This window comes from Nisaea acidiphila (assembly GCF_024662015.1).
Taxonomy (GTDB): domain Bacteria; phylum Pseudomonadota; class Alphaproteobacteria; order Thalassobaculales; family Thalassobaculaceae; genus Nisaea; species Nisaea acidiphila.
Genome location: NZ_CP102480.1, coordinates 4,710,845 through 4,736,018 on the forward strand (window position 1 = coordinate 4,710,845; position 25,174 = coordinate 4,736,018).

Annotated in this window: 24 protein-coding genes and 2 tRNA genes; 11 read left to right on the forward strand and 15 right to left on the reverse strand. The window is 59.5% G+C overall.

Annotation, left to right across the window (positions count from 1 at the left end; genetic code table 11):
• Positions 1-3 precede the first annotated feature (3 nt).
• Positions 4-795 (forward strand): amino acid ABC transporter ATP-binding protein, encoded by a 792-nt coding sequence (locus NUH88_RS22065; protein WP_372743533.1) that lies wholly within the window; start codon positions 4-6, stop codon positions 793-795.
• Between the two features lie 77 nt (positions 796-872).
• On the opposite strand, the gene NUH88_RS22070 is transcribed toward NUH88_RS22065, so the two are convergent.
• The 4 genes from NUH88_RS22070 to NUH88_RS22330 all read right to left on the reverse strand — a co-directional run bounded on the left by NUH88_RS22070 (position 873) and on the right by NUH88_RS22330 (position 4,512).
• On the reverse strand, positions 873-1,943 hold the full coding sequence (locus NUH88_RS22070; protein ID WP_257769049.1) for a GNAT family acetyltransferase: 1,071 nt from the start codon (positions 1,941-1,943) through the stop codon (positions 873-875).
• Positions 1,944-1,958: 15 nt separating this feature from the next.
• The gene (gene sseA / locus NUH88_RS22075; protein ID WP_257769050.1) at positions 1,959-2,813 is read right to left on the reverse strand and encodes a 3-mercaptopyruvate sulfurtransferase; all 855 of its coding nucleotides are present in this window, start codon (positions 2,811-2,813) and stop codon (positions 1,959-1,961) included.
• 23 nt (positions 2,814-2,836) lie between these two features.
• A complete protein-coding gene (locus tag NUH88_RS22080; protein WP_257769051.1) occupies positions 2,837-3,838 on the reverse strand; it encodes a cysteine synthase A in 1,002 nt (333 codons plus the stop codon).
• A gap of 104 nt (positions 3,839-3,942) precedes the next feature.
• On the reverse strand, positions 3,943-4,512 hold the full coding sequence (locus NUH88_RS22330; RefSeq protein ID WP_372743534.1) for a GNAT family N-acetyltransferase: 570 nt from the start codon (positions 4,510-4,512) through the stop codon (positions 3,943-3,945).
• A gap of 216 nt (positions 4,513-4,728) precedes the next feature.
• Here NUH88_RS22330 and NUH88_RS22090 point away from each other — a divergent pair, with 216 nt between their 5' ends.
• Positions 4,729-5,247: a SixA phosphatase family protein gene (locus tag NUH88_RS22090; RefSeq protein WP_257769053.1), complete on the forward strand. Its 519-nt coding sequence runs from the start codon at positions 4,729-4,731 to the stop codon at positions 5,245-5,247.
• On the forward strand, positions 5,244-6,827 hold the full coding sequence (locus NUH88_RS22095; RefSeq protein WP_257769054.1) for a CYTH and CHAD domain-containing protein: 1,584 nt from the start codon (positions 5,244-5,246) through the stop codon (positions 6,825-6,827). The genes NUH88_RS22090 and NUH88_RS22095 overlap by 4 nt, the downstream gene beginning before the upstream one ends.
• A 2-nt stretch (positions 6,828-6,829) precedes the next feature.
• Here the strand turns inward: NUH88_RS22095 and NUH88_RS22100 are convergent, their stop codons facing one another.
• The 3 genes from NUH88_RS22100 to NUH88_RS22110 form a co-directional block, all read right to left on the reverse strand.
• The gene (locus tag NUH88_RS22100) at positions 6,830-7,924 is read right to left on the reverse strand and encodes a CaiB/BaiF CoA transferase family protein (protein WP_257769056.1); all 1,095 of its coding nucleotides are present in this window, start codon (positions 7,922-7,924) and stop codon (positions 6,830-6,832) included.
• 128 nt (positions 7,925-8,052) lie between these two features.
• Positions 8,053-8,127: transfer RNA gene (locus NUH88_RS22105), tRNA-Asn, on the reverse strand.
• A gap of 172 nt (positions 8,128-8,299) precedes the next feature.
• Positions 8,300-8,373, reverse strand: a tRNA-Cys gene (locus tag NUH88_RS22110).
• Between the two features lie 220 nt (positions 8,374-8,593).
• Between NUH88_RS22110 and NUH88_RS22115 the strand changes: the two genes are divergently transcribed.
• Genes NUH88_RS22115 through NUH88_RS22125 form a run of 3 tightly spaced genes read left to right on the forward strand, consistent with a single transcriptional unit; the run spans position 8,594 to position 11,094 of the window.
• Entirely contained in the window at positions 8,594-9,577 is a 984-nt protein-coding gene (locus NUH88_RS22115; protein WP_257769058.1) for a TIGR00180 family glycosyltransferase, read from the forward strand.
• Positions 9,574-10,284: a hypothetical protein gene (locus NUH88_RS22120; protein WP_257769059.1), complete on the forward strand. Its 711-nt coding sequence runs from the start codon at positions 9,574-9,576 to the stop codon at positions 10,282-10,284. The genes NUH88_RS22115 and NUH88_RS22120 overlap by 4 nt, the downstream gene beginning before the upstream one ends.
• Positions 10,285-10,302: 18 nt before the next feature.
• Positions 10,303-11,094 carry a TylF/MycF/NovP-related O-methyltransferase gene (locus NUH88_RS22125; protein WP_257769060.1) on the forward strand — a complete coding sequence of 264 codons (792 nt, stop codon included), beginning with the start codon at positions 10,303-10,305 and terminating at the stop codon, positions 11,092-11,094.
• 23 nt (positions 11,095-11,117) lie between these two features.
• Here the strand turns inward: NUH88_RS22125 and NUH88_RS22130 are convergent, their stop codons facing one another.
• From NUH88_RS22130 to NUH88_RS22145, 4 genes are all read right to left on the reverse strand, one after another.
• Entirely contained in the window at positions 11,118-12,194 is a 1,077-nt protein-coding gene (locus tag NUH88_RS22130) for a tartrate dehydrogenase (protein ID WP_257769061.1), read from the reverse strand.
• A gap of 140 nt (positions 12,195-12,334) precedes the next feature.
• Positions 12,335-13,654: a sensor histidine kinase gene (locus NUH88_RS22135; RefSeq protein WP_257769062.1), complete on the reverse strand. Its 1,320-nt coding sequence runs from the start codon at positions 13,652-13,654 to the stop codon at positions 12,335-12,337.
• Between the two features lie 13 nt (positions 13,655-13,667).
• Positions 13,668-14,216, reverse strand: a complete 549-nt coding sequence (locus NUH88_RS22140) for a heme NO-binding domain-containing protein (protein WP_257769063.1) — start codon at positions 14,214-14,216, stop codon at positions 13,668-13,670.
• Positions 14,206-14,793 carry a response regulator gene (locus tag NUH88_RS22145; protein WP_257769065.1) on the reverse strand — a complete coding sequence of 196 codons (588 nt, stop codon included), beginning with the start codon at positions 14,791-14,793 and terminating at the stop codon, positions 14,206-14,208. Before NUH88_RS22145 ends, NUH88_RS22140 begins: the two co-directional genes overlap by 11 nt.
• A gap of 127 nt (positions 14,794-14,920) precedes the next feature.
• Here NUH88_RS22145 and NUH88_RS22150 point away from each other — a divergent pair, with 127 nt between their 5' ends.
• Entirely contained in the window at positions 14,921-15,919 is a 999-nt protein-coding gene (locus NUH88_RS22150; RefSeq protein ID WP_257769067.1) for a response regulator, read from the forward strand.
• Here NUH88_RS22150 and NUH88_RS22155 read toward each other — a convergent pair.
• From NUH88_RS22155 to NUH88_RS22165, 3 genes are read right to left on the reverse strand one after another with little or no spacing between them, the layout of a single operon-like run.
• Positions 15,902-17,137: a response regulator gene (locus NUH88_RS22155; protein ID WP_257769069.1), complete on the reverse strand. Its 1,236-nt coding sequence runs from the start codon at positions 17,135-17,137 to the stop codon at positions 15,902-15,904. The genes NUH88_RS22150 and NUH88_RS22155 overlap by 18 nt on opposite strands.
• Before the next feature lie 6 nt (positions 17,138-17,143).
• A complete protein-coding gene (locus tag NUH88_RS22160) occupies positions 17,144-18,253 on the reverse strand; it encodes a response regulator (RefSeq protein WP_257769071.1) in 1,110 nt (369 codons plus the stop codon).
• 42 nt (positions 18,254-18,295) lie between these two features.
• Positions 18,296-18,799 carry a response regulator gene (locus NUH88_RS22165; RefSeq protein WP_257769073.1) on the reverse strand — a complete coding sequence of 168 codons (504 nt, stop codon included), beginning with the start codon at positions 18,797-18,799 and terminating at the stop codon, positions 18,296-18,298.
• 264 nt (positions 18,800-19,063) lie between these two features.
• On the opposite strand from NUH88_RS22165, the gene NUH88_RS22170 reads away from it, so the two are divergent.
• From NUH88_RS22170 to NUH88_RS22185, 4 genes are all read left to right on the forward strand, one after another.
• On the forward strand, positions 19,064-19,723 hold the full coding sequence (locus NUH88_RS22170) for a protein-L-isoaspartate O-methyltransferase family protein (RefSeq protein WP_257769075.1): 660 nt from the start codon (positions 19,064-19,066) through the stop codon (positions 19,721-19,723).
• A gap of 58 nt (positions 19,724-19,781) precedes the next feature.
• On the forward strand, positions 19,782-21,161 hold the full coding sequence (locus NUH88_RS22175; protein WP_257769077.1) for a TolC family outer membrane protein: 1,380 nt from the start codon (positions 19,782-19,784) through the stop codon (positions 21,159-21,161).
• A 96-nt stretch (positions 21,162-21,257) separates the two neighbouring features.
• Positions 21,258-21,938 carry a DUF2497 domain-containing protein gene (locus NUH88_RS22180; protein WP_257769078.1) on the forward strand — a complete coding sequence of 227 codons (681 nt, stop codon included), beginning with the start codon at positions 21,258-21,260 and terminating at the stop codon, positions 21,936-21,938.
• Between the two features lie 133 nt (positions 21,939-22,071).
• The gene (locus tag NUH88_RS22185; protein WP_257769087.1) at positions 22,072-24,714 is read left to right on the forward strand and encodes a valine--tRNA ligase; all 2,643 of its coding nucleotides are present in this window, start codon (positions 22,072-22,074) and stop codon (positions 24,712-24,714) included.
• A gap of 13 nt (positions 24,715-24,727) precedes the next feature.
• Here NUH88_RS22185 and NUH88_RS22190 read toward each other — a convergent pair whose 3' ends face one another.
• Positions 24,728-25,174, reverse strand: a complete 447-nt coding sequence (locus NUH88_RS22190; RefSeq protein ID WP_257769089.1) for a thermonuclease family protein — start codon at positions 25,172-25,174, stop codon at positions 24,728-24,730.

Consider the following 25,174-nt stretch of genomic DNA (forward strand, 5'->3'; position numbering starts at 1 on the left):
AACATGAGCATGGACGCTCAGGTTGAAACCATCTCCCCACACAAGTCGACCAAAGGTGACGAGGTCGTCATCGAACTTCTCGGGGTGAACAAGTGGTACGGAGAGTTCCACGTCCTGAAGGACATCAATCTCTCCGTCTATCAGGGCGAGAAGATCGTCATCTGCGGCCCGTCCGGTTCCGGCAAGTCGACGCTCATCCGGTGCATCAACCGTCTGGAAGAGCATCAGGGCGGAGATATCATCGTCAACGGGGTGACCCTGGACAATAACCTGAAGAACATCGACGCGATCCGCAGCGATGTCGGCATGGTGTTCCAGAGCTTCAACCTGTTCCCGCACCTGACGGTGCTGGAGAACTGCACGCTGGCGCCGATCTGGGTCAAGCAGACGCCGAAGGCCGAAGCAGAGGACCGCGCGATGGAGTTTCTCCGTCGGGTGAAGATCCCTGAGCAGGCCGGGAAGTATCCGGGGCAGCTTTCCGGCGGTCAGCAGCAGCGCGTGGCGATCGCCCGTTCGCTCTGCATGAACCCGCAGATCATGCTGTTCGACGAGCCGACATCGGCGCTCGATCCGGAAATGATTTCCGAAGTGCTCGACGTGATGGTCGAACTCGCCGACAGCGGCATGACCATGCTCGTGGTGACCCACGAAATGGGCTTCGCCAAGCGTGTCGCCGATCGGGTGATCTTCATGGATTACGGTGAGATCGTCGAGCAGAACACGCCGGAGGAGTTCTTCACCAATCCGCGGTCCGACCGGACCAAGCTGTTCCTGAGCCAGATCCTGGCGCACTAAGGAAACCGCTAGTGGGGGGACGGAGGGGGACCCCTAGGGAGGAGGGCGCGTCGCAAGAGATCGCACGCGCCCTTCGTCTATTCCTGCCTCTTTGTCAGATCGGGCAGTGTGGCCAAACCCGCCGCATCCCGGTAAAGGCTGTCGGCTGCATGACCGCGATCCGCTTCGGCCGGCGGCGCGGAGAACCCGGCATCGCGCGGATCGGGAAGGATCTCCGTTTCCCGGGCGACAGGTACGAATCCAGCGCGCATATAGTTCCCGATGGCGCGCGGATGATCCAGATCGCAAGTATGTACCCAGACCCGTTCAGTCTCCGGGCCCCAGGCGAGATCGATGGCCGCGTCGATGAAATACCGGCCGAGCCCGAGCCCGATGAAGTCCGGCAGCAATCCGAAATAGGAAAGCTCGGTCTCCTTGCCGTCGGCGGAGCGTTCCAGCTCGCAATATCCCGCCGGCTCGCCGTCGACCCGGAGCAGATGATACTCGGCGCCCTCTCGCGATAGCGTCTGGGCCAGGCTCTCGTCATCCATGATCCTGCGGGAAACCCAGAACCAGTCTCCGCCGACGCCGTCATAGAGATAGCGATAGAAGCGGGTCGTCGGGATGCCGATACGTTCCAGCGTCACCGTGCGACCGGTTTCCGGCGGCCGCGCTTTCGCCCGGTCAGGAGGTGTTTTCATTTCCAGATGGATGACCTGGGTGCTCACCGCTCCGATTTTCCAGTCGGGAACCGGACGGAAGCGCTTGGCCATCACCAGACGGTCTTCCTCGACGTAACCGAGCCGCTCGTAGAAGGCTTTGACCTTGCTGTTGGTGGAGCGGATCATGAGCTGCGCCTTGCCGACGCCCCGGCCGATCAGCCAGTTCTCCGCAGCGCCCATGATTTCGCGGCCATGGCCGCCACCGTGGATCGCGGGATCTACGCCGACGTAATAATACCAGCCCCGGTGCCCGTCATGCCCCACCATGGCGGCCGCAGCCAGTCTGTCGCCGTCGAAGCCAAGCAGGATCTCGGCATTCACGCTTCGCTGGCAGAAACGGATGTCTTCGTAAGGGTCGTTATGCGGGACCGTGAGACCGGCCGCGTTCCAAAGCGCGACGACGGCGGGTGTGTCGCCATCGGCGATCGGTCGGATATCCAGTGCCATTTGTCCTTACCCGTTTCAGCCGGCTTCGACGGGCGTCTCCGGATGGCCGCCCCATTCGCTCCAGGAGCCGTCATAGACAGCGACGTCTTCCTTGCCGAGCAGATAGAGACCGAGCGACAGGACGCAGGCCGTAACACCGGAGCCGCATGTGGTCGCGGCCGGCTGGGACAGGTCGAGACCGAGATCGTCCACAAAACGTTTCTTCAGTTCGTCCGCCGGGAGCAGGGTCTTGTCGGCTGCGAGCAGATTGCCGAATGGCAGGCTCAGGCTCCCAGGGATATGGCCGCTGCGCAGTCCGGCGCGAGGTTCCGGGGCGGTACCCGCATAGCGCTCGGCCGCGCGGGCATCGATCACGACGCGTTCCCGGCTTTCGATATTGCCGAGCAAAGCAGGAACGTCGGTAACGAGTTCAGGGCGGAAACTCGCGGAGAAAATGGCGGCGGGCAGGCTTTCCGTTCCGCTCGAGACGGAGCGGCTTTCCGCGAGCCATTTCGGAAGCCCTCCGTTAAGAACGGAGACCCGATCGTGCCCGAAGAGCCGGAACATCCACCAGACGCGGGCGGCGCTCATCATCCCATAGGCGTCGTACACGACGACGTGGTCGCCGCTTGAAATTCCGAGCACCCCAACCTTGGACGCGAAAGTCTCCGCGTCCGGGATCATATGGGGCAGGGGATTGGATGGATCCTTTACATCGTCGATGTCGAAACGGACCGCTCCGGGAATATGCTTCTCGCGATATTCCTCGTCGGCGTTCCGATCGACATTCGGCAAGTGATAGCTCGCATCGAGAATCTTGACGGATGTGTTGTCGAGATTTGCTGCCAGCCACTCGGTCGAAACGAGAGCCTGCGGGTTCACGTAATCCATCTTTTCCTCCCAGGGCGGTGCGTCTATTCGAGCCAATACGGCGTCGGCAGGCCTTTTTCCTTCAGGAAGGCCGGATTGAAGATTTTCGTCTGGTAGCGGTGCCCCCAGTCGCAGAGCACAGTGACGATGGTGTGGCCCGGACCCATCTTGTTCGCCAGCTTCACGGCGCCGGCGACATTGATTCCGGTCGACCCGCCCATGCAGAGGCCCTCTTCCATCAACAGCTTGAAGATCACATCAAGCGCTTCCTCGTCTGTAACCTGGAACGGTTCGTCGACCGTGATGCCTTCCAGATTCGCGGTGATCCGGCCCTGGCCGATACCTTCGGTAATGGAACCGCCTTCGGACTTCAGCTCGCCATGGGCGTAGTAATTGAAGATTGCGGAGCCCATCGGATCGGCGAGGCCGATCTTGATGTCGGGATTGCGTTCCTTCAGCGCCAAGCTGACGCCGCCGATCGTCCCGCCGCTTCCGACCGAGCAGATGAAGCCGTCGACCTTGCCGTCGGTCTGATCCCAGATCTCCGGTCCAGTCGTCTCATAGTGGCCTTTGCGGTTGGCGACATTGTCGAACTGGTTCGCCCAGATCGCGCCACTCGGCTCGCTGGCGGCGATTTCCTCGGCAAGGCGGCCGGAATAACGGACGTAGTTGTTCGGGTCCTTGTAGGGAACGGCCGGGACGAGACGAAGATCCGCGCCGACGAGACGTAGCATGTCCTTCTTTTCCTGGCTCTGGGTCTCCGGCATGACGATGACCGAGCGGTAGCCGAGCGCGTTGCCGACAAGGGCGAGGCCGATGCCGGTATTTCCGGCGGTGCCTTCGACAATGACGCCGCCGGGGCGGAGCGCGCCGCGTTCTTCGGCGTCACGGATAATTGCAAGCGCCGCGCGATCCTTCACGGACCCGCCTGGATTGAGAAATTCGGCCTTGCCGAGAATCGTGCAGCCGGTTTCCTCCGACGCGCGCTTCAATTTGATCAGCGGGGTATTGCCGATCGTACCTACGAAGCCATCGCGAATTTGCATTCTTCTTCTCCGCTCTCGCATACGGGTGATTGCCGGACGAACTTAGTGATCCGGTCTTATGGTTACCAGTGCGTTCCCGCACGTCGGTGCGGATCGCGCGGAATTCACCGTTTCTGATCGAGCACAGATTGCCGCAAGGCAGGGCCGGCCAGGCGGTAGAGGATTTTGTCGCTCTTCAGAAGCGGGCCGAGTTTCTCGTAGAAAGCGACCGCCTTTTCGTTCCAAGGATCGGCGGTCCAGTCGATCTGGGCAACGTTCGTTTCATCCGCGAGGCGGAGCAATTCGCCCATAAGCGCGGCTCCGACGCCGGAGGAGCGCGCTTTCCGCGTTACGAAAAGATCCTGGATGAAAAAACTTCGCTGACAGCTGGCGAAGGCGAAGACCTCCGTATAGGCAAGGAAGCCGCTTACCGTTCCCATGGTCTCCGAGACCAGGATTTTCAGATTGCTCTCACGCTCAAAAAGTTCGGCGGTCATGACATGGGCCATGTAGGAGCGCTGATTGCGCGCCGGCAAACCATAGAAAGCCAAGAGTTCCTGGGCGAGGAGCGCAAGCGAATCGACATCGTCTGGCTGCGCCTCGCGAACGGCTATTTGACCGTTTCCTGAGCTTTCATCCGCGGTCCTATCCAGGTCGCGAAGCGCCGAAGGTGGCGGGAAGGTATCTGCGCTCATCTGCGTACCTGGGTCGATATATCCGTGGGCATGGCCCAGTTGAAGATCGACCTTGGCCGCCCCATTGGCCGCTGTCAATTTAACGCCGGAAATTTAAAGGGAAAACCGATCTAAATGGCTTATTGCGACTGTTCAGCCGCATCGAACGGAGCGGCACTCACGAAGTAGGTGTGTTAGGCTCGCGCTCAAATCCGCCTTTGGCACGGGGACCGGAAAGTGGCGAAGTCTCTGATTCTCCTACGGCATGCCAAGTCCAGCTGGAGCCGGCCGGGACTGGACGATTTCGACCGTCCGCTGAACAGGCGCGGCGAGCGTGCGGCGCACGTGATCGGACTGTTTCTGAAACAGGAAAACGTCGCGCCCGACCTTGTCCTTTGTTCCGCCGCAAAGAGAACCCTGCAAACCTGGGAGGCCATTCGGCCCAACCTTCCGCAGAGTACGGCGTTTGAGGAAACGGCCGCGATATACGAGGCGGGAATCGGTCAGCTTTACAAGACGCTCTCCGAGGTCAGCGACAATGCCGGCACGATCCTGATGATCGGACATAATCCGGGTCTCGAGCGGCTGACGGCCTCTCTCTGTCAAGGGCAGGCGGGCGAACAGATGGCGCGCGTTCTGGAGAAGTTTCCGACCGGTGCGCTCGCGCTTATCGACCTACGGATCGAATCGTGGTCGGCGATAGCCCCCGGTATCGGAACATTGACCCGATTTGTGACGCCGAAGGAACTTGTATGAAGAGTAAATCCACCGCGGCGCCCAAGGAATCGGAGCTGCGCCTCGCAGTTCCCGAAAAGTCCCAGAACAGGCTGAAACGTCTGCCACTCCTAGTCGGATCTGGCGTCGGCCGCGCCAGAAGCATGCATCTAAGGTCGACATATTACGACACGCCGGATGGAGCGCTCGCCGCCGCGGGAATGAATTTGCGCATCCGGCAAATAGGACAGCGTTTCGTGCAAACGCTGAAGATTGGCAGCGGGTGGCAGGCAGGTGTCGCAGAGAGAATTGAAATCGAGGGGTGGGTTCGGGAAGAGCACCCCGTGCTCGATTTGATTCATCACGCCGGAACGCGTGAGTTTCTGACGCGTAATGGGCTCTGGGACCGGCTGGAGACGCGTTTCGTCACCGACTTCAGGCGCGTGAGCCGCGAGGTGCGTTTCAAGGGGGATTTTGGTGAGGCTCTCGTCTCCGCGGATCTCGATCTCGGGGAAGTTCGTTCCGGGAACCGGTCGGTGCCGATCTCGGAGCTCGAACTGGAGCTTAAGGAGGGTGAGCCTGCGGTACTGTTCGAACTTGCCAGTGCTATTCACCGCACCGTTCCGGTCCGTATCGAGTATCGCGGCAAGGCGCTCAGGGCCGAACAACTGACGTCGCCGCCTGAACCGAAACCGGTTAGAGGCATCAGGCCGGCGCTCACCCGAGGAACTCGAATTAACGAGGCGGCAGTGTCGATTTTGAAGGCCTGCCAGGTGCAGGTCGCCGCGAATGAGGCGGCTATTCTGGAGAGCATGGATCCCGAGGGGCCGCACCAGATGCGGGTCGCTCTCAGGCGCATGCGGGCGGCGCTCGGGATGTTCCGCGCGTTCGGCGAACCCGTGCTGACGGAGCGCGTTCGCGCGGAAGCCAAATGGCTTGCGACCGCGTTGGGCGAGGCCCGGGAATGGGATGTTTATATCGATGACCTGCATCTCCCCGTCGAGCGCGCGCTCGGTGCGGAGATTCCCGCGCTAAAGGAACTTCGGGGATTGGCCGAGGCCCGACAGGAAATCGGATACAGGGATGCCCGGGCGGCCGTGGCCTCGGCCCGTTTCACCGCCTTGCAATTCGATCTTGGCCTTCTGATAGAGAGCTTGTCGAGCGGCGTCGGCAATAGAGGGCTGGACCATCTTGCGCGGAGCGAGGAGTTTGCAGCCTCCCGGCTGGAAAAGCGGTTCCGGAAGGTGCGAAAGATGGGGCGCAAAGCGTTCAATGGACCGACGGAAGCGCTCCACGAGCTTCGTCTGGAGATGAAGAAGATGCGATACGCGTCGGAGTTCTTCGCCTCTCTGTTCGATGCAAAGAAGGCCAAGGTTTTTTCGAAGGCGGCAGCCCGACTCCAGAATTTGCTCGGCTACGCCAATGATTACGCGGTTTCGGCGCATCAGCTCGCGGCTTTGCTCGAAGCAAATCACGGCACCCAAGCGCAGTCGCTGGCGAAGGCGGCAGGTGTGGTCATCGGCTGGCACGGTGCGGAGATGGTACAGGCCAACAGGGAGATTCAGGACGCCTGGAACCGATTTCTGGATGCAGGCCGGTTCTGGCCGAAAGCGGCGGTTTAGCACTAGTCCGGCAACTGGGCGAGCTCGGCCAGAATTTCCGCGCCATGTGCGCCCCGCACCGGGCTCGGGCCGGGTCTCGGGGGCTCCTTGCCGTCGAAGCGCGGCGCGCTTCTTGCCTGCAGCCGTCCGCCGGCATCCAACCAGACGCTGCGCGCTGCCATGTGCGGGTCCGCCGCGGCATCCTCCGGTGTCAGTACCGGGCCGACACAGGCGTCGCTTCCGGCAAACAGCGAAACCCAATGGGATCGCGGCGCGGTCCTGAACAGCGCCTCGAGACGCTCGTTCAAGGCCGGCCAACAGTCACGATCGAACTGTTGCGAGAACTCAGGGTCGTCCGCAAGGCCCAGTCGCTCGAGAAAGATTCTGTAGAATTTCGGCTCAAGGCACTGAACCGATAGATAAGTATCGTCGCGGCAGAGGTAGCAGCGGCTCCAGTGCGGTCCGTCCAGCAGGCTCTGCCCGCGCGCGCTCTCAAAGGCGCCCGACGCACGGAGCGACATCAGCAGGTTCATCATATGGGCGGAACCGTCGACGATCGCCGCATCGACGACCGTCCCGGTGCCGGTGCGGCGCGCCTTCAGGAGACCGCTCAGCATTCCAACGGCAAGATAGAGAGCTCCGCCGCCGATATCTCCCACCAGAGTTGGAGGCGGGAAGGGAGCCTGCCCCGGGGGCGAGGCATACCAGAGCGCACCGGAAAGGGCGATATAGTTGAGATCGTGCCCGGCCTCGGCGGCCTTTGGGCCGCTCTGTCCCCAGCCGGTCATGCGCCCATAGACGAGACTTGGCTGGATCTCGAGGCAAATCTCGGGGCCAAGGCCGAGCCGCTCCATCACGCCCGGGCGGAAACCCTCGATCAGGCCGTCGGCGGTTCGCAGCAGTTTTTTTAGTACCGCAAGATCGTCCGGCGCCTTCAGGTCGAGTGCAATGGAGCGCTTGCCCCGGTCCAGCAGATTGCTTTCTCCTTTACCGGGCACGTCCGAGCTCTCTTTGCGGTGCACGGTGATCACGTCGGCCCCGAGATCCGCCAGCAGCATTGCGGCGAAAGGGGCGGGCCCAAGGGCCTCGATCTCGATGATACGGATGTCCGACAGCATGGTGGGCCGTTCCGGCGGTTGAGGGAGCGTCAATCGTCGCCGGAAACACGTGCTCCGGCAATGTTCTGTCTGGCTTGGGGGAAGGTAAAATAAAAACGGCCGGAGCAAGGCTCCGACCGTTTTGCAATTGGCTCCCCGGGACGGATTCGAACCGCCGGCCAAGCGGTTAACAGCCGCTTGCTCTACCGCTGAGCTACCGGGGATCAGCGGCCCGCCGAGACGTTTGCCCCGACGAGGAGGCGGTATATAGCAGTGCTTTTCCGCGAGTGCAAACCCGAAACGTGACAGTTTGACAAAATCGGATGATGCGAGCGTTCCGCAGCGGAAATCCGCCGATTTTCACGCTCAGGATCGATAATTTCAGGATTTGGAAGCTGGAGGCCCGGGCCGGAATCGAACCGACGTACAAGGATTTGCAGTCCTCTGCATCACCACTCTGCCACCGGGCCAGCAGGGCGGGATAGGTAACGGCAGCGGAGAGCGACGTCAATGGGATTTGTTGACTGCATCTGAAGATGGCGAATTTCGTCGTGGTTCGCCGATTTTGTTGCCCGCGGTATCGGCAGGATGGAGCATTTCCTGCTCCGCGCTTCAAAAAATCTTCCTCTGATAAACTCTACTCATCTGATAAGGAGTTGATTCCAATTCTTTGCCGCTCTGTCGATTCTCATGCGCTATCCTGCACTCATCATTCCGACCGTCGAAAGCAGAAGCGGGTTGTTGCGCCGAGCACTCGGGCACCTTGCCGAGAGCGGTTACTCGGGGCGAATCCTGGTCGCGGACCATAGCCGCGCGCAACAAAGCGAGTGCAGGCCGGTATCGCTGGAATTCTCTCGTGTTCTCGATATCGAACACCGTCGCCAGGATCCGGAAATACACTTTCTGGAGCGAATCAACGATGCTGCGGAGTGTCTTGCCGACGAGTACGTGATGCTGCACGCCGATGACGATTTCGTCATCATGCCCGGGTTAGTCAAATGCGTGGCGCATCTTGAAAACCAGCCGGATTCCGTCCTCTGCCAAGGTCGAATGGCACGTGTCGAGGTTCGTCAGCAGGACGGGCGGACGGAAATCGCACCCGTCGGATACAGCCGTCGCTCGCGATGCGAGAGTAATCCGTTGATGCGGCTGGTTCTGCTTCTTGAGAATTATTGCGCCACGCTCTACGCGGTGCATCGGCGAACTGAACTCATGGAGGCTGTTGAGCATACGCTTCGTTATTCCAGGGATGTCACGTACTGGCAGTACCTCCTGACCTGTATCTGCGTCCTCAAGGGAAAGAACCCGGTCATCGACGAACTGCATTATCTGCGTGAAATGCATGATACGAGCTGGAGCGCCAGCGCGGTGCGCACGAGAGATCCCGAGCATGTCCCGTGGATCTTCCTTTCCCCGGAGTTCTCCCGACTGACTGAGGCGTTTCGGACCGGCATAACCGACTTCATAAAGGCGGAGATAGGAGAGCCGACGGAAAAATTCTGGCCCCATTTTGACCAGGCCTGTTTAGGATTGTTTCGTTGGGCTCTCGGATGTGGAACCAAAGACGAGGATGAACCTGGGGAAGCCGAATTTCTTGCCCGGTTGGTGAGTCTGGATACAGCGGAACATGCGGCACTCTTGAAGTGCGGAAGAAGGATCATGGAAGGCAGATGAGCGTAACGGCGGCGATCGACAGGGATAGTATATTAGAATCTGTATTGAACTCTGAGGTCCGTCCGGATCCGTTCGAACATGCCATTGTCGAACGGTTCTTTTCGATTGAGGATCTGGCGGCGATTAAAGCCAACTGGCCGGAAGAGAAGTATTTTGAGCCGCTCTCGGCCATTAAGGACGACAAATATCCAAAACGTCGGGAACTGCGGCTGGAAGATCAGCATCTGGAGCTTCTTCCGACGCATTGCCAAGACTTTTGGCGCGGACTCAGGGATGCGTTATGCAGCCCCGCGTTTGCGAAAGTGGCATTCGGCAAGTTCCAATCGATTCTGGCGCCTCGCATTAATGCTCCAGGGAGTGGCAACATTGTACTCGACCTTCGTCTCCTGGAAGACCAGAGCAGCTACGAACTCGGGCCGCATACAGATATCGACTACAAACTATTGACCCTTTTGATCTACCTTCCGGACGATGACAGTTTGTCGGAATTCGGAACGTCATTGTACGAGCCCAAATTCCCCGATCGCCAATATAGTTCCAGCGGACACCATGCCCGTGACGAGTTCGAACTCGTCGGTACGGTGCCGTTTCTGCCGAATACGGTTTTCATGTTTCCCCGCACCGACAGATCTTTCCATGGTGTCGAGACCTTCGCCGCGCCGCAGTCCAAGCGGAAACTGATTGTCTATAATATTTACCTACGGTGATAGTCCGAGGAGGAGTTGGTGTCGGGTCAAAGTATCGGTCCTCGATACAATATCGAGTTTCCGTTGGCGGATGGACGCCGCCTCATCAAGGATCAGGACGGCAGGTCACGAGTAACGATGCCTGTGTCCTTCGATGCTGACGGACTGCGGACCGAGCATTCTTCGTCTTTCCTGTCGTCGGAAAAGTTCCGGGAAGCCTATTCGGCCGGGGCCAATACGGGGCATCGCATCTGTCCGCCGGAACACCTTCACATCGAATGGCGGGTCTATATCTGCTGCTGGGCTGCGACGCAGGCACTTAGCCTCGCGGGAGACTTTGTCGAATGTGGTGTGAGTACGGGAATCACGTCCCGGGCGGTTGCTGAATACTGCGATTTCGGTACGGCAGAGAAGACGTTCTACCTTTTCGATACATTCGCGGGCGTTCCCTTGGACCAGGCCGCTGACGATGAAGTCGCTTTGAGCGAAAGCAAAAACCAGCGGCATTATTTCGACAGTTACTCCTTGGTACTCGAGAGCTTCAAAGACTTCCCGAATGTCGAGGTCGTCAAAGGAAAGGTTCCCGAGAGCCTGGAAACCGTTCCTTTTGGCGCTGTGGCATTCCTTCATGTCGACATGAATATCGCATATCCCGAAGTCGCCGCTCTCGAGCATTTCTGGCCATTGCTATCGCCGGGCGCACCGGTCGTGCTGGACGATTACGGGTCGCAGGCTCACGTGTCGCAGAAGTCCGCGATCGACGACTGGGCGACCCGGAGCGGAGCAAACATTCTGCTCTTGCCGACAGGCCAAGGGCTGATCATCCGCTGACGGCAAGCGTCAGGCAGTTCCGATCAGGCGTTTCCTCGCGAGAGCGACGAAAGCACCGCGTCGGTCACCTCGCGAGTCGTGGCCTTCCCGCCGAGATCGCGCGGAAGTACGTTGCCTTCGGCAGTCACACGTTCAATCGCGGCCATCAATCTGCCGGCTGCAGCCCGTTCCCCGAGATGGTCGAGCAACATGGCGCTGCTCCAGAACGTGCCGATCGGATTGGCAACGCCCTTGCCGGTAATGTCGAAGGCCGAACCGTGGATCGGCTCGAACATTGACGGCATGTCGCGTTCCGGCCGGAGGTTGCCGGTCGGCGCAATTCCGAGCGAGCCGGTCAGGGCTGCGGCGAGATCGGAGAGTACATCCGCATGCAGATTGGTCGCGACGATGGTGTCGAGGCTCTTGGGATCCAGCACCATGCGCGTGGTCATCGCGTCGACCAGCATCTTATCGGTCTCGACATCCGGATAGTCGCCGCGAATCCGTTCGAAGATGCTGTCCCAGAACACCATGCCGTGTCGCTGGGCATTGGATTTCGTGACCAGCGTGAGTTTCTTGCGGGGTCTGGAACGTGCGAGTTCGAAAGCGAAGCGCTGGATTCGCTCCACGCCGGGGCGGGTAAATATGGCGACGTCGAGACCGACTTCCTCCGGCAATCCGACATGGACCCGGCCGCCGGCGCCGGCATATTCACCCTCGGAATTCTCCCGCACGATGACCCAGTCCAGCTCTTCCGATCCGACATTCGCGAGCGGGCCGGTAATTCCCGGGAGCAGCCGGGCAGGGCGGACGTTCGCATATTGGTCCAAGGTCTGGCAGATCTTCAGGCGCAGGCCCCAAAGCGTGACGTGGTCCGGAATCTTCGGGTCGCCGGCCGATCCGAAAAGGATGGCGTCGAACGCACGCAGGGTGTCGACACCGTCCTCGGGCATCATTTCCCCGTGCGCACGGTAATAGTCGCCACCCCAAGGGAAATGCTCGAAATCTAGAGCGAAGCCGGGTTCCGTCGCAGCCACAGCCTGGAGAACCTCCACGCCTGCATCGATTACTTCCGGGCCGATTCCGTCGCCGGGGACGGCGGCAACTTTGAATTGCTTCATGGTTTTTGTTCGGCCGGACCTGATCCGGCCGCTCCCTTGAGTTCCTGCGGAGTCACCGCGTGACATTTCCGAAAACACTAACGCCTGGACCTGCGTCAGCGCTTCGTCATTTCACATGCCGGAGGATATTGGGAGCGAAGTCAGGCCAAAGGCAAAGCAATCCGGAAACCGGCGCCGCCGAGCTCGCTCTGGTGATATTCGAAGGTGCCTTGGTGCTCTTCGACAATGATGCGCTGGCAAATCGCTAGGCCCTGCCCGGTCCCCTTGCCGGGAGCCTTTGTCGTGAAGAAAGGATCAAAAATCCGATCGATTAGCTCCTCCGGAACGCCGGGACCAGTGTCTTCAATCACGATCGAAACTTCCCGTTCGTCAGCGCCGACCTCAACCCTGATGCGATCCGCTATGGCCGCGTTCTGATCCCGGCTTTCCGCTATGGCTTGGGCGGAATTCACGATCAGATTCAGCAGCACTTGCTTGATGCCGTCAGATCGTACCGGGACAAGCGGGATGTCGTTCGGCGGCTCGAATTCGAGAGTAGCCACATATTTCCACTCGTTTCTGGAGATCACCGTGGCGCTTGAAATTAGGTCGACGATGTTTGCGGGCTCCCGCTTTTCGCCGCTCGGATGGCTGTAGAGACGCACAGCGTTAACAATGCTCGCGATCTGGCTGGTTCCTTCGAGCGCCTGCTGAATCGCACGCGGCACCTCCTCGCGGAGAAATTCGATGTCGAACTGATCGGAAATACCGGCGAGCGCTTCCGTGTGCTCAGGCACGCTTTCGATTTTTTCGGACACGGCATCGAAGGCTCCGAGCACATCCTCGAACCCGTCTTGGAGGAACCGCAAATTGTCCGAGATGTATTGGGTCGGCGTGTTGATTTCGTGCGCGATACCGCCGGCGAGCGTGCCGAGGGCCTCCTGCTTGTTAGCAACCATCAACTGCTGCTCTAGTTGCCGGCGGGAAGAGATATCGCGGATATTGATCGGACGTCCCATAGAGGAAAGCGGTTCCGATTTGATCACAAGGATTCTGCCGTCCCTCATCGTCAATTCGACGACCCCCTGGTCCAATATTGTCTGCAGGATCCCCTCATCGCCGTTTATAATATCGCCGTGTTCGCCGCGGACCTGGACTGGCTCGCAAGCTTTAATGAGGTCGGTCAAGGACTGATCCTTGATGTCCGTTTTGGGCGTGATCTCCAGATGATTGAGAACGGCCGCGTTCCAGAACACCATTTCGCAATCCATTCCGAGGATCGCGAAACCGTCCCTCATGATCGAGAGGGTTTCCTTGAGCATGCGCAAATTACGCTCGGCGAATTCGCGGGCGTGGAACAGCTCAAGGCTTTTCGTTTCAAGAACCTGTTCGGCTTCTTCGCGCGCCTTGATTTCTCGATCCAGTTTCCGCTGCAGCAGTTCGGCGTATGCGGCTGGATCCATGGTGTTCGGGCTTTCCATGTCGTGTCCTGCGTCAGTTGCTACGCGTCAAACGGAAACTGGCTTCGTTGATCAATGGTTCATCGCCCGGCAACGCCGCCTCGATGGAAATGCTTTCGCCGAAATGATCGATGCAGCCCTCGATAAGTCCGTGGCAAACGTGTGCGAAGCCTCGTTCCGAGCTGTATTTAACCGTCAACACGTCGGCGCCTTCGGTCGTGACACTTATCGTCGGAAGGCTTGCATCGGGGTACAGGACGCGTACGTGGTTGTGAATTGTACCGTGGATCGCCTGAATAAGTGAGAAACAGTCTTTGAACGCTTCTGCGTGTCGGGTGTGCGAACGCATCAAATCCGAGAAAAGGAACTGTCCGAAAGTCCGCTGCAGCGCGCTCGCGCTCGCGCCGGTCCGCTCCGTAAGCGCGACGACAAGGGTCACCATTTCGGAGTGCGGATAGGTACCCGTGCGGCTGTAGCTGCCGCCGCTAGCCAACGAAGGATGGCTGAGAACGGCATCGGCAACCTCAAGTCCGAACTCATTTTCGACCAGATCGACGAACGCGACAAAAATCTCACCTTTCATCGTCTTTCTCCTCAGTATCGATAGTTGAACCTCGCGTCTCTATGTGTCGGGCGAGAACGGAGGGCTCTGCTGGTGCCGCAAGAATGTCCGCGTTTATGCTTGGGTCCAGTCCGACCGAGCTCGGACCAGCCCAGATTTCGGCCCCCGTCGCGCGATAAATCAACGTGTCAACGGCGGGCTCAATGTTCCCACGGCTTGTTTCGATCGGCTGCTCAAGGGGCAAAGCGTAAGCCGCGAGGCAATCCAGGAAATCGTCCGTGGCGAGCGGTTTCTCAAGAAAATGTGTCACCTCTGCCTCGCGTATCGAGGCTTCCAGAACGTCCCGGTTCATATACCCCGTCAACATGATGCGCACGGTTTGCGGGGCGAACTCGCGCGCCCGCGACAGAAACTCGATTCCGCTCATGCCGACCATTTTCTGGTCGCTAACGACGACAGAAAAGGGACCGTTGTGCCGTAGAAGATGCAGACCCTCAGCCCCGCTCGCTGCGGTTTCGATCTCATAGACCCTTCCGGCGACTCTTTTGATGCCTTCCCGGTAGAAGGGATCGTCGTCAACAATGAGAATTCGTCCCACGCAAAACCGCCGCTACAGTTATATCGACAATTGCAGCTATATTGAGCGTTATGCGCGAGGCTCCCTATCCGCATTTGGGGAGCATTTCCGCATATGTGCATCAACTGGAGAGGAATGCTTCTTTCGAATGACATCACGGCCGAAAATCGCATTCGTAGACGATGAGAGCCGCGTGCTTGACGGTTTGCAGCGGACGCTCAGAGGCCGAAGCGATACATGGGACATGTCTTTCCATAATGATCCGGAGGAGGCGTTCAGAGAGTTCCGGACCCTTCTTCCCGATGTCGCCGTCCTTGATATCCGGATGCCGAATATGACCGGCATAGAGCTGGCGCGGAAAATGAGGGACGAGGCGCTCGAAACGATTTGTATCGTGCTTTCTGGCTCGACCGATTTCGACGTGGCGGTCTCATCGATCAATGACGCAAATATTTTCCGTTACTACGTCAAGCCATGCCCACCGGAGGATTTGACGCGCGGTATCGATGAGGCTGTCCGGGCACGGAAGAACCGGACGAATTTGGAGGAATCAGAGGCTGCGCCGCCGCCCGGCCTGACGGCTCTGTCGACGACAGCGCTTGAGCTTATTCCCTACGGCGTCATCGTCTGCGATGCCGATGGAAAGGCCGTGTTCGTCAATTCCCGGGCAGGACGCATCCTTTCCAACGGGCGTAGCCTTTCCCTTGATCCGGCGCACCGTCTGCGTGCCTTGCGCGCGGCGGAGACCAGCAGATTGCAAGACGCTATCAACAAGGCACGCGAAGAACAGTCGACCACGGCCTTGACGCTGGAGGGGGAGAGCGACAAACCGCTCCGACTGACTGCACAGCCATTCGACGAGAGCGGCTCTGGACAATCTGATCTTGTCGGCTTGTTCGTTTTCTCGGAGGATGAGCTATCGCCGCCGGATCCGCAGCTGCTGATCGAAATGTTCGGCCTGACGATTTCCGAATCTCGTCTGACCGCACAAATCGCTCGTGGGATATCGCTCGACGAGGCGGCGGCGGAGTGCGGAATTACGAAGAGCTCGGCCAGAACCTATTTGAAGAACATATTTCTGAAGGTAGGAGTGTCCCGGCAGGCGGAACTGGTCCGCACCGTCCTGACCTCATTGGCTACCCATTGAATTGTCCAAATTCTCCGCCAGTGTTCCGGCGCGTTCTTTCAGTCCAACTTTTTCAAGATAAGCCTCATCAAGCGGATATATGTCCGGATTGCGGCTGAAGAGACCGCTGTCTGAGACGCGCTTTGCGCCGACGATGGCCTGCGATATGTGCAGGACCGACAGGGGCCTTATCCCGGTTGTCTGGGCGTTATCCGGGTTATGATGAAAGGCGACGGCTTCGACGACTTCATCTGCAAAGCCCCACAGTCCCATCAAGTAGGCTCCGAGTTCTGCATGCGATGCTCCGAATGTGACGCGTTCGGCAGCGGATACCTGGGCTTCGCCGGTCTCAACCATCGCCATCGCTTTCTCGAAGGTGTCTGGATGATTGATGCGCAGTATGGCGGTCCCGATATGAGCGAGGAGGCCGGCCGAGGCGGCCTGTTCCACTCCAGCTTCGTCCATCTTCAGTTCCTGAGCGATACGCCGCGTCACACCGCCCAGGATTAGAGACCGTTCGGCCAGTTTCTTGCTCTCCTGGGCAACTTCCGGGGAAACCTCTTCGGAGAGATAAAACTCCGAGACGGTCAGCAATGCGCGAACCGTGTCCAGCCCCAGGACATCGATCGCCTGGCGGCAGCTCGATAGTTTGCGGTTGAGGTTGAAATATGCCGAATTGGCGAGACGGAGGATCTGCGCCGAAAGCCCGAGATCTTCCTCTATCGTCTTGGCGATGATGTTTGTCGAGGTGGTCGGATCGTCAATTTCCCGCACTAGCCGGAGATATCGATCAGAGAGAACCGGAACGCTTTTCAGGCTTCCAAGAAGAACCCGCAGGTCTTTCATCGGGAGCAGGTCCCGCACTCCAAAGGCGCTTTTCAGCGAGCTTACGAGGACGTCGGCATCGCAGGGCTTTGCGATGAAGCGGTGTGCATAGCCGAGCGCTTCGAGCATCGCCTCCTGCTCAGCATATCCCGAGAGAATGAAACGAATGCTTTCCGGATTACGCGTCGCGGCTGCCGTAAGCACCGCAACGCCGTCGACAGACGGCATGCGCATGTCGGAAACGACGGCATCGAACGGCTCGGCACCCATGCGATCAAGCGCTTCCTGTCCGCCGGTGAGGAACTCCATCTGCCATTCGCCGCGCATCGTGCGCAACATCCTGCGAAGGCCGCTCAGAATATTGGGTTCGTCGTCGACGAACAGAATGACAGGTTTGCTCTGAGTGTCGGTCATATTTTTCTAGCCCTCGGCTTTCTGGCGCTGCGGGGCGGTTGCCGGCTGCGCGCTCTCAGATCCGTTTTCTTCGATGTTTTCGATCTCGACTGGCTTCGGCCATTCACGGTCGCGTGCGGATGACAAGACACGCTCTGTCGTATCGTGCCCTGCCATCGTCGAGAGGGTCACGTTCTGGTTGATAACCTCATCGATAACGGCGTCGCTAAATCCCCAGATTGCGAGCAGGTAGGCGGCAATTGTGAGGCCGGACGCTCCAAAGAATTTGCGTTCCGCTTCCCAGCGCTGCGGCGTCTCGGCTTCTCCGACTTCCTTCTGGTACAGGTCCGGAAATTTCGCGGCGAGCGCGATCGAGCCAATGTTGCAAAAGGCCGCAGCAATTTCGAGATGCTGCGCTTCGAGCCCCTCGATCCCGGCGGCGGCGCCCATCGCCTTTGCGGTTTCGGCGATTTCCACGGTTTCGGTCCATAAGCGTTCTACATGGCAGTTGCTGTAGGGATCCATCTTCTCTTCGCCCGCAACGCGAACCAGCTGCTCAGCGGCAAGGCGCACGGTCGAATCTGTGACCGCTTGTGCGCCGCTCTTACCATCGTTTGACAGGTGACTCACCGCAATCTGCAACAGACTTGCGCCAGTGATCAGATCGCTGTCCAGGCGGCCTTCGCTAATCCCGCGCTTCGATCGTGTCGGGAGAATGGGGGTCGTAATGGACGCCATTGCCGAGCGGACGAAATCGTTCTTGATCTCTTTGGCTTTTTCCGCCAGGCGAGTCACATAGGCCGCGATATCTTCCGACTCGCACGGTTTTGTCAGGATAAAATGGGCTTTCGAGATCAGGGCGGACGCAATTTCGGTTTTGGCTCGCCCGGAAAGGGTTACCCGGATCGTTGAGGGCCATCTATCTGCGATTGCGCCCAGAAGATAGTCACCCGATTGTCCGGGCATGTCCTGGTCGGAGACGACGATGTCGAAGCATCGTTTCTCCATCGCCTCGAAGGCCTTCTCTGCGCCAAGCGCAATCTCGATCCGCCATTCGTTCCGGTATTTCGCGAAGGATCGGCGTAGTCCCTCGAGAAAATTCTGGTCGTCATCAACAAAAAGAACCGCGATCGACATGGACGTTCTCCTTGATTGCCCGAGTAACCGACTCTTGCGGGCCTAGGCTTGTTCCTGCGCGCCGTCTTCGGGATTCGGTTTGCTCTGCGCCCTCGAACGGAACTGGATCCATTTCCGTCCGTACTGAAGCAGTTGTTCGGCGCTGAAGGGCTTTTGCATAACGTCGATCGCTCCTGCGGCTTTGGCTTTTTCCCTGAACCCCGGTTCCGTTACCCCTGAAAGGATGAAAAAGCCGGTGAAGCGGCGATCGACGAAACTGTTTCCGCGCGCGACGACTTCCTCCAGCAGCTCCGTCCCGGTACCTCCGGGCATCATCTGGTCCATGAAGACGATGTCGAACGGTTGCCTGGCCTTCGTTGCAACCTCAAGCTGGGTCCGCGCCTCATCGATGTTCGATGCGGTCACGATTTCTTCTACCCGGGCCATCCGGAAGACCCGCCGCAAAGTGCTCTGGATCTCGTGAATGTCATCCACGATAAGCACCCGGCGGATACCGAGATCGGTTTCTCTCCGGCGGTTCCCTCCGTTCAGTGCGACATTGTCCATCACGTTTCTCCGCAGTCTTTGCGTGGCTATCGGGATTTCCAGGTGACGGTTCCCCGATGGCAGCAGGCAATTATTTGAAGGGGGCGGGGGTAAAAACTATCCGCATTTGGGGAGTGGCCGGCGAAAGGTGGCGAATGGCCAAAACGGCAACACCGGTTGTACTGGCGGCGGAGGTATGTGGATTGTCTTCGAAATTGCGCCAACGTATAACTGGCTGGAGCCTTGCTAAGGCTCGCGTAATCACCTCTGGAGCAGCGCCGCGCGATGTCGGACTTCGCAACTGCACGCCACAACATGGTCGAGAGCCAGATCCGGACGAATAAGGTCACGGACACCGCGATCATTGAGGCTTTCGAGTTCGTGCCGAGGGAATTGTTCGTGCCGAAGCCGATGATGGGCGTGGCCTATGTCGACGAGGATCTCGCGATCGGATCCGGCCGGATCCTGATGGAGGCCATGGTCTTCGCGCGCCTGCTGCAGACCGCTCTGCCGGATAAGAGCGATCAGGTGCTCGATGTCGCGTGCGGCTGCGGCTACTCGACCGCGATTCTTTCGCGCGTCTCAGGTACTGTTTACGGCATTGAATCCGACGAAGAGATGGTGTCCTTGGCTAACGAACGCCTGGGCTCGCTCGATGTGGACAATGCGGCCGTGGTATCTGGCAATCCGCTCGACGGCTATACCAAGAAGGCACCCTACAGCCTGATCGTGATCGGCGGCGGCGTGGAGCGCATTCCGGATCCCCTTATTGCGCAACTTAGCGATGGCGGTCGGCTCGTGACGATCCTATATGAAGATGGAGCGCGGCAGGGGACCGCCGTGCTGGTCGAAAAGTTCGGCTCGACCGTCTCCAAGCGCGTGATCTTCGACGCGTCCGTTCCGTTGCTCCCGGAATTCCGGAACGAGCCGAAATTCGTTTTTTAGACTCTGAATTTTGCCTGCCGGGCAAATGGAAGGAACTCGGATGACTCGGGTGAGGGTGATGAAAAATCTGTACCGCACGGCAGCGATGCTTACGGTGTCGGCATGCGTACTTGGCGTTTCGGCGCCGAGCGTGTCGGCGGAGACCTTGTCCGAAGTGCTGGCCTATACCTACCGCACCAATCCGACATTGAATACCGCGCGGGCCAATCTGCGGGTCACCGACGAAGGCGTGCCGCGCGCGAAAGGCGGCTGGAGACCGACGGTCTCGTCGACACTCTCAATCGGCTATTCGAATTTCGATACCGAGACGAGCACCTCCTCGAGCAATGGCGACACGACGCCGAAAGACGCAACTCTCACGGTTACGCAGCCTCTTTATCGCGGCGGCCGGACCGAAGCCGACGTCAATCAGGCAGAATTCAGTGTCCAGCGCGAACGTGCGAATATGTTCGGGACCGAGCAGCAGACTCTTCTGGACGCCCTAACGGTATATATGAACGTGATTCGGGACCAATCGGTTCTCGAACTTCAGCAGAAGAATTTGGAGCGATTGGAAACGCAGCTTCGTGCCACCCGTGACAGGTTCGAGGTCGGTGAAGTGACCCGGACCGACGTCGCCCAGTCAGAAGCTCGTGTCGCCCGCGCCGATGCCGACCTGATCCAGGCGGAAGGCAACCTGATCAGCTCGCGCGTGGCGTTTGAGAGAGTCGTCGGTTACGTGCCCGGGGATCTGAGCGATCCGGATATCGAGATTGTGCTGCCCGAGAGCCGGGAAAGCGCGGTTGAGCAATCTGTCGTCAACAATTACTCGCTGATTTCGGCGAAATTCGACGAGCGCCGGCTGATCGAGGTCATCGACTTGGTGTATGGCGAATTGCTTCCGTCGGTGAACCTCATTGGCAGCGCCGATTATACCAAGGACAGCGGGCTCAACGATGACGAGACGACGGAGTTCAGCGTGACCGCACAGGTCCAGATTCCGATCTATCAAAAGGGCCAGGTTTCCGCTCGGGTACGAGCGGCGAAGGAAGATGCGAACAGGTCCCGCATCGCGGTCGAGTCGATTCGCCGCGATACTGTGGATCTCGCGGCGCGTGCATACGAAGCCTGGCAGACGTCGGTAGCGGCGATCTCGGCGCTTGAGGCGGGCGTGACGGCGGCCGATATCGCCCTCCAGGGGGTGGAGCAAGAAGCTACCGTCGGGGCGCGTACTGTTCTCGATGTCCTCGATGCCGAGCAGGAGCTTCTGGATGCGCAGGTTAGCCTCGTCGGCGCAAACCGTAACGAAGTCGTGGCTGCGTATACACTTTTGCTCGCCATGGGAAATCTAACTGCCGGCGACCTCGGTCTTGATGTCGAGTTTTATGATTACGACAAGCACTACCGGGACGTCTCGGACAAGTGGTGGGGAACGGAACCTGCGGGCAAGCTGCCGTGACATGTCTAGTACTACCCTGTCAGACGATAGGCTGGTTTTTCACAGACTTGTAGGATAGGCTTCAAGCCTCTTGATTCCTTGTGGGTTTGAGTCTGAATGAGCGACACGGCGCAAGAACCGTCGATGGAAGAGATCCTCGCCTCGATCAGGCGAATTATCTCTGAAGACGGTGAAGAGGGCGAGGAAGCCCCACCCCCTGAAGAAGCTGCAGCGCCGGAGCCCGAACCCGAGGCCGAGGCTGCTCCGGAACCGGATCCTGAGCCGGAGCCCGAAGCTGAACCCGAGCCGGAACCTGAGGAAGAGCCGGAACCGGAACCGGAGCCCGAGTCGGAACCTGAGCCGGAGCCGGAACCAGAGCCGGAATCCGAAGAAGAGGATGAAGACGTCCTCGACCTCACGGATATGGAGGAAGAGGAGCCGGAACCGCTCTTCGAGGAACAGAAATACGAGGAGGAGCGTCAGGAGGCCCCGGAAGCGCCCCCGCCGCCACCTCCGCCCCCGCCCCCGCCGCAACAGCCTAGCGAGGGCCTGGTTTCCCCGCCTCAGGCGGCGGAGACAGTGGACGCATTCAGCCGCCTGAACGAAAAGCTCAACGAGGATTATCATGAGCTTCCGATCGGTAACGGGGCGATCACGCTCGAACGCCTTACGCGCGAACTGATGCGGCCCATGCTGAAGGAATGGCTCGATCAGCACTTGCCGATGATGGTGGAACGTCTGGTGAGGGAAGAGATCGAGCGTCTGGTGATGCAGTCGCAGCGCCGCGATCCCTGGTAGGATCGCCACCCGCTGAGCTTTCCGGGCTGGAATTCCCCGATCCGATGCCCTAAACCTGCTCTCCTTCCGGAGCGTGCGCATGGAGTCGTGTGCGCGCCCCGGTTTGTTTGAAGCAAGGCCAAAGGCACCGACGATGCTTGGAAAGACGTTCGAAGCGGGCGCAGTCGAACAGACTCTGTACGAGAATTGGGAGAAGGCCGGCGCTTTCGCCGCGCATCCCGGCTCCGACAAGGTCCCCTATACCATCATGATGCCGCCGCCGAACGTTACCGGCAGCCTGCATATGGGCCATGCGCTTACCTTCACGATCCAGGACATTCTGATCCGCTACAAGCGCAAGACCGGCAAGGACGCGCTCTGGCAGCCAGGTACGGACCATGCCGGCATCGCGACCCAGTCTGTGGTCGAGCGTCAGCTCGCGGAAAAGCAGATCAACCGGCGCGATCTCGGTCGTGAGGCTTTCGTCGAAAAAGTTTGGGAATGGAAGGCCGAATCCGGCGGCACCATTACGAAACAGCTTCGTGCCCTCGGCGCCTCGCCGGACTGGCCGCGCGAACGCTTCACCATGGACGAGGGCTGCTCCGATGCGGTCCTGAAAGTCTTCGTCGACCTCTACAAGAAGGGCCTGATCTACAAGGACAAACGCCTTGTTAACTGGGATCCCAAATTGCACACGGCGATCTCCGATCTTGAAGTGCAGCAGGTCGATAGCAAGGGGCACCTTTGGTACTTCCGGTACCCATTGGAAGATAATCCCGATCAATTCATCACGGTCGCCACCACGCGGCCTGAAACCATGCTCGGAGACAGCGGCGTCGCGGTGCACCCGGAAGACGAGCGCTATAAAGACCTGGTTGGGAAAAATGTGGTGCTGCCCCTTGTCGGCCGCCGCATCCCGATCGTGGCCGACGAGTATTCCGATCCGGAGAAAGGCTCCGGCGCGGTCAAGATGACCCCGGCCCACGATTTCAATGATTTCGAGGTCGGCCGTCGGCACGATCTTGAGATGATCAATGTCTTCGACAGCCATGCGCGTATCAACGAGAACGCGCCGGAGGCCTATCGCGGGCTGGATCGGTTCGAAGCACGCAAGAAAGTCGTTGCCGACATGGAAGCGGCGGGCCTTCTGGAGCAGATCGAGGAGATCCAGCACACGGTGCCGCACGGCGACCGTTCCGGCGTCGAGATCGAACCGTGGCTGACCGACCAGTGGTACTGCGACGCGGTGACCCTGGCGAAGCCGGCGATCGAGGCGGTCGAGACCGGTAAGACCGAGTTCGTGCCGAAGAACTGGGAAAACACCTATTTCGAATGGATGCGCAACATCCAGCCCTGGTGCATCTCGCGCCAGCTCTGGTGGGGCCACCAGATCCCGGCCTGGTACGGGCCGGACGGCGAGGTTTTCGTCGAGGAGTCGGAAGACGCCGCGAATGCTGCCGCCAAGGCGCATTACGGCAAGGACACCGAGCTGACCCGGGACGAGGACGTCCTCGATACCTGGTTCTCCTCCGCACTCTGGCCGTTCTCCACCCTCGGCTGGCCGGAAGAGACGCCGGAGCTTGAGCGTTATTACCCGGGTGACGTGCTCGTCACTGGGTTCGACATCATCTTCTTCTGGGTCGCCCGGATGATGATGATGGGCATCCATTTCATGGGCGAGGTGCCGTTCAAGACGGTCTATATCCACGCCCTGGTGCGCGACCAGCACGGCGCGAAGATGTCCAAGTCCAAGGGCAACGTGATGGATCCGCTGGACCTGGTCGAAAAATTCGGCACGGACGCGCTGCGCTTCACGCTCGCCGCGATGGCCGCGCAGGGCCGCGACATCAAGCTGGCCGAGAGCCGGATCGAGGGCTACCGCAATTTCGCGACCAAGCTCTGGAACGCCGCCCGCTACGCCGAGATGAACGAGTGCAAATGGGATGCCTCGTTCGATCCGAAATCGGCGGAACACACGGTCAACCGCTGGATTATCTCGGAACTGGCCGCGACCGAGGCGAAGGTTTCCAAAGCGATCGACGAGTACCGCTTCAACGAGGCCGCGGGCGCGCTCTACCAGTTCATCTGGGGCACCTTCTGCGACTGGTATGTCGAGTTCACCAAGCCGATTCTCTCCAGTGCCGATGCGGGCGCCGCGGCGGAAACGCGGACGGTGACGGCCTGGACGCTTATGCAGGCGGTCAATCTGCTCAACCCGCTGATGCCCTATATCACCGAAGAGCTCTGGGGCGCTTTTGGCGGAGAGGGGCAATTGATTACGACGGCCTGGCCGCAGGACCTCGCGGCTGCTGCGGATGCGGGTGCCGTCGCCGAAATGGACTGGGTCGTCCGTCTGATTTCCGAGATCCGCTCGATCCGGTCGGAAATGAACGTCCCGGCAGGCGCCAAGATCGCTCTTCTGCTGAAGGACATGTCGTCAGAGACAAAAGCGCGTCTCGAGGGCCATCGCGACGTGATCCTGCGCCTTGCGCGCCTTGAGAGCGCCGAAGCCGCTGAAGAGATCCCGTCCGGCGCCGTGCAGGGCGTGATCGATGAAGCGGTAATCCTGCTGCCAATCGCAGATGTGGTCGATCTTTCCCATGAGCGCCAGCGGCTGGAGAAAGATCTCGGCAAATTGGACGGCGAGATCATGAAGCTGGACAAGAAGCTCTCGAACGAGAGTTTCGTTGCCCGGGCCCCGGCGGAGGTCGTCGAGGAGAACAGGGAACGATTGGCGGAAGAAAGGGCCCGGCGCGACAAGCTCGCCGCCGCCCTCGAGCGGATCGCCGCACTCTAGATCTCACACTCCGTTATTCAGGAGCGTATTCCCAGAGCCCGCGCTTTTCGGCGCGGGCTTTGTCTTCCGCGGGTCGGTAGGCTTCGCCGGATTCGTCCGCGACGGCCCAGCCGGCCCGCACCATTTCGTTCGCCAGATCCTTGTTGGCGACGATGCATCGGGCATTGTAGCTCTGAATGGCCTGGCAACGGGCCTGTTTGCGGTCAGCCAATTCTTTCAGGTATGTCCGGGCCGCCGCGCCGCAGAGCCAGGGCAGCGAACCGCGGAGGCATTTCTGCCGCGGCCCCGGCGCGACGATGCCGAACAGCCGGATCACCTTGTTGTCGATCTGTATCGTTCCGGCATCGATAACCCGCGCTTCGCCCTCGATCACGACGGGCTTCTTGTCGGCTGCAAAAGCTGTCGCCGGTAACGCGGCAAAGAACAAGGACATCAACAGTTTGACGGCGACGGCACGCAT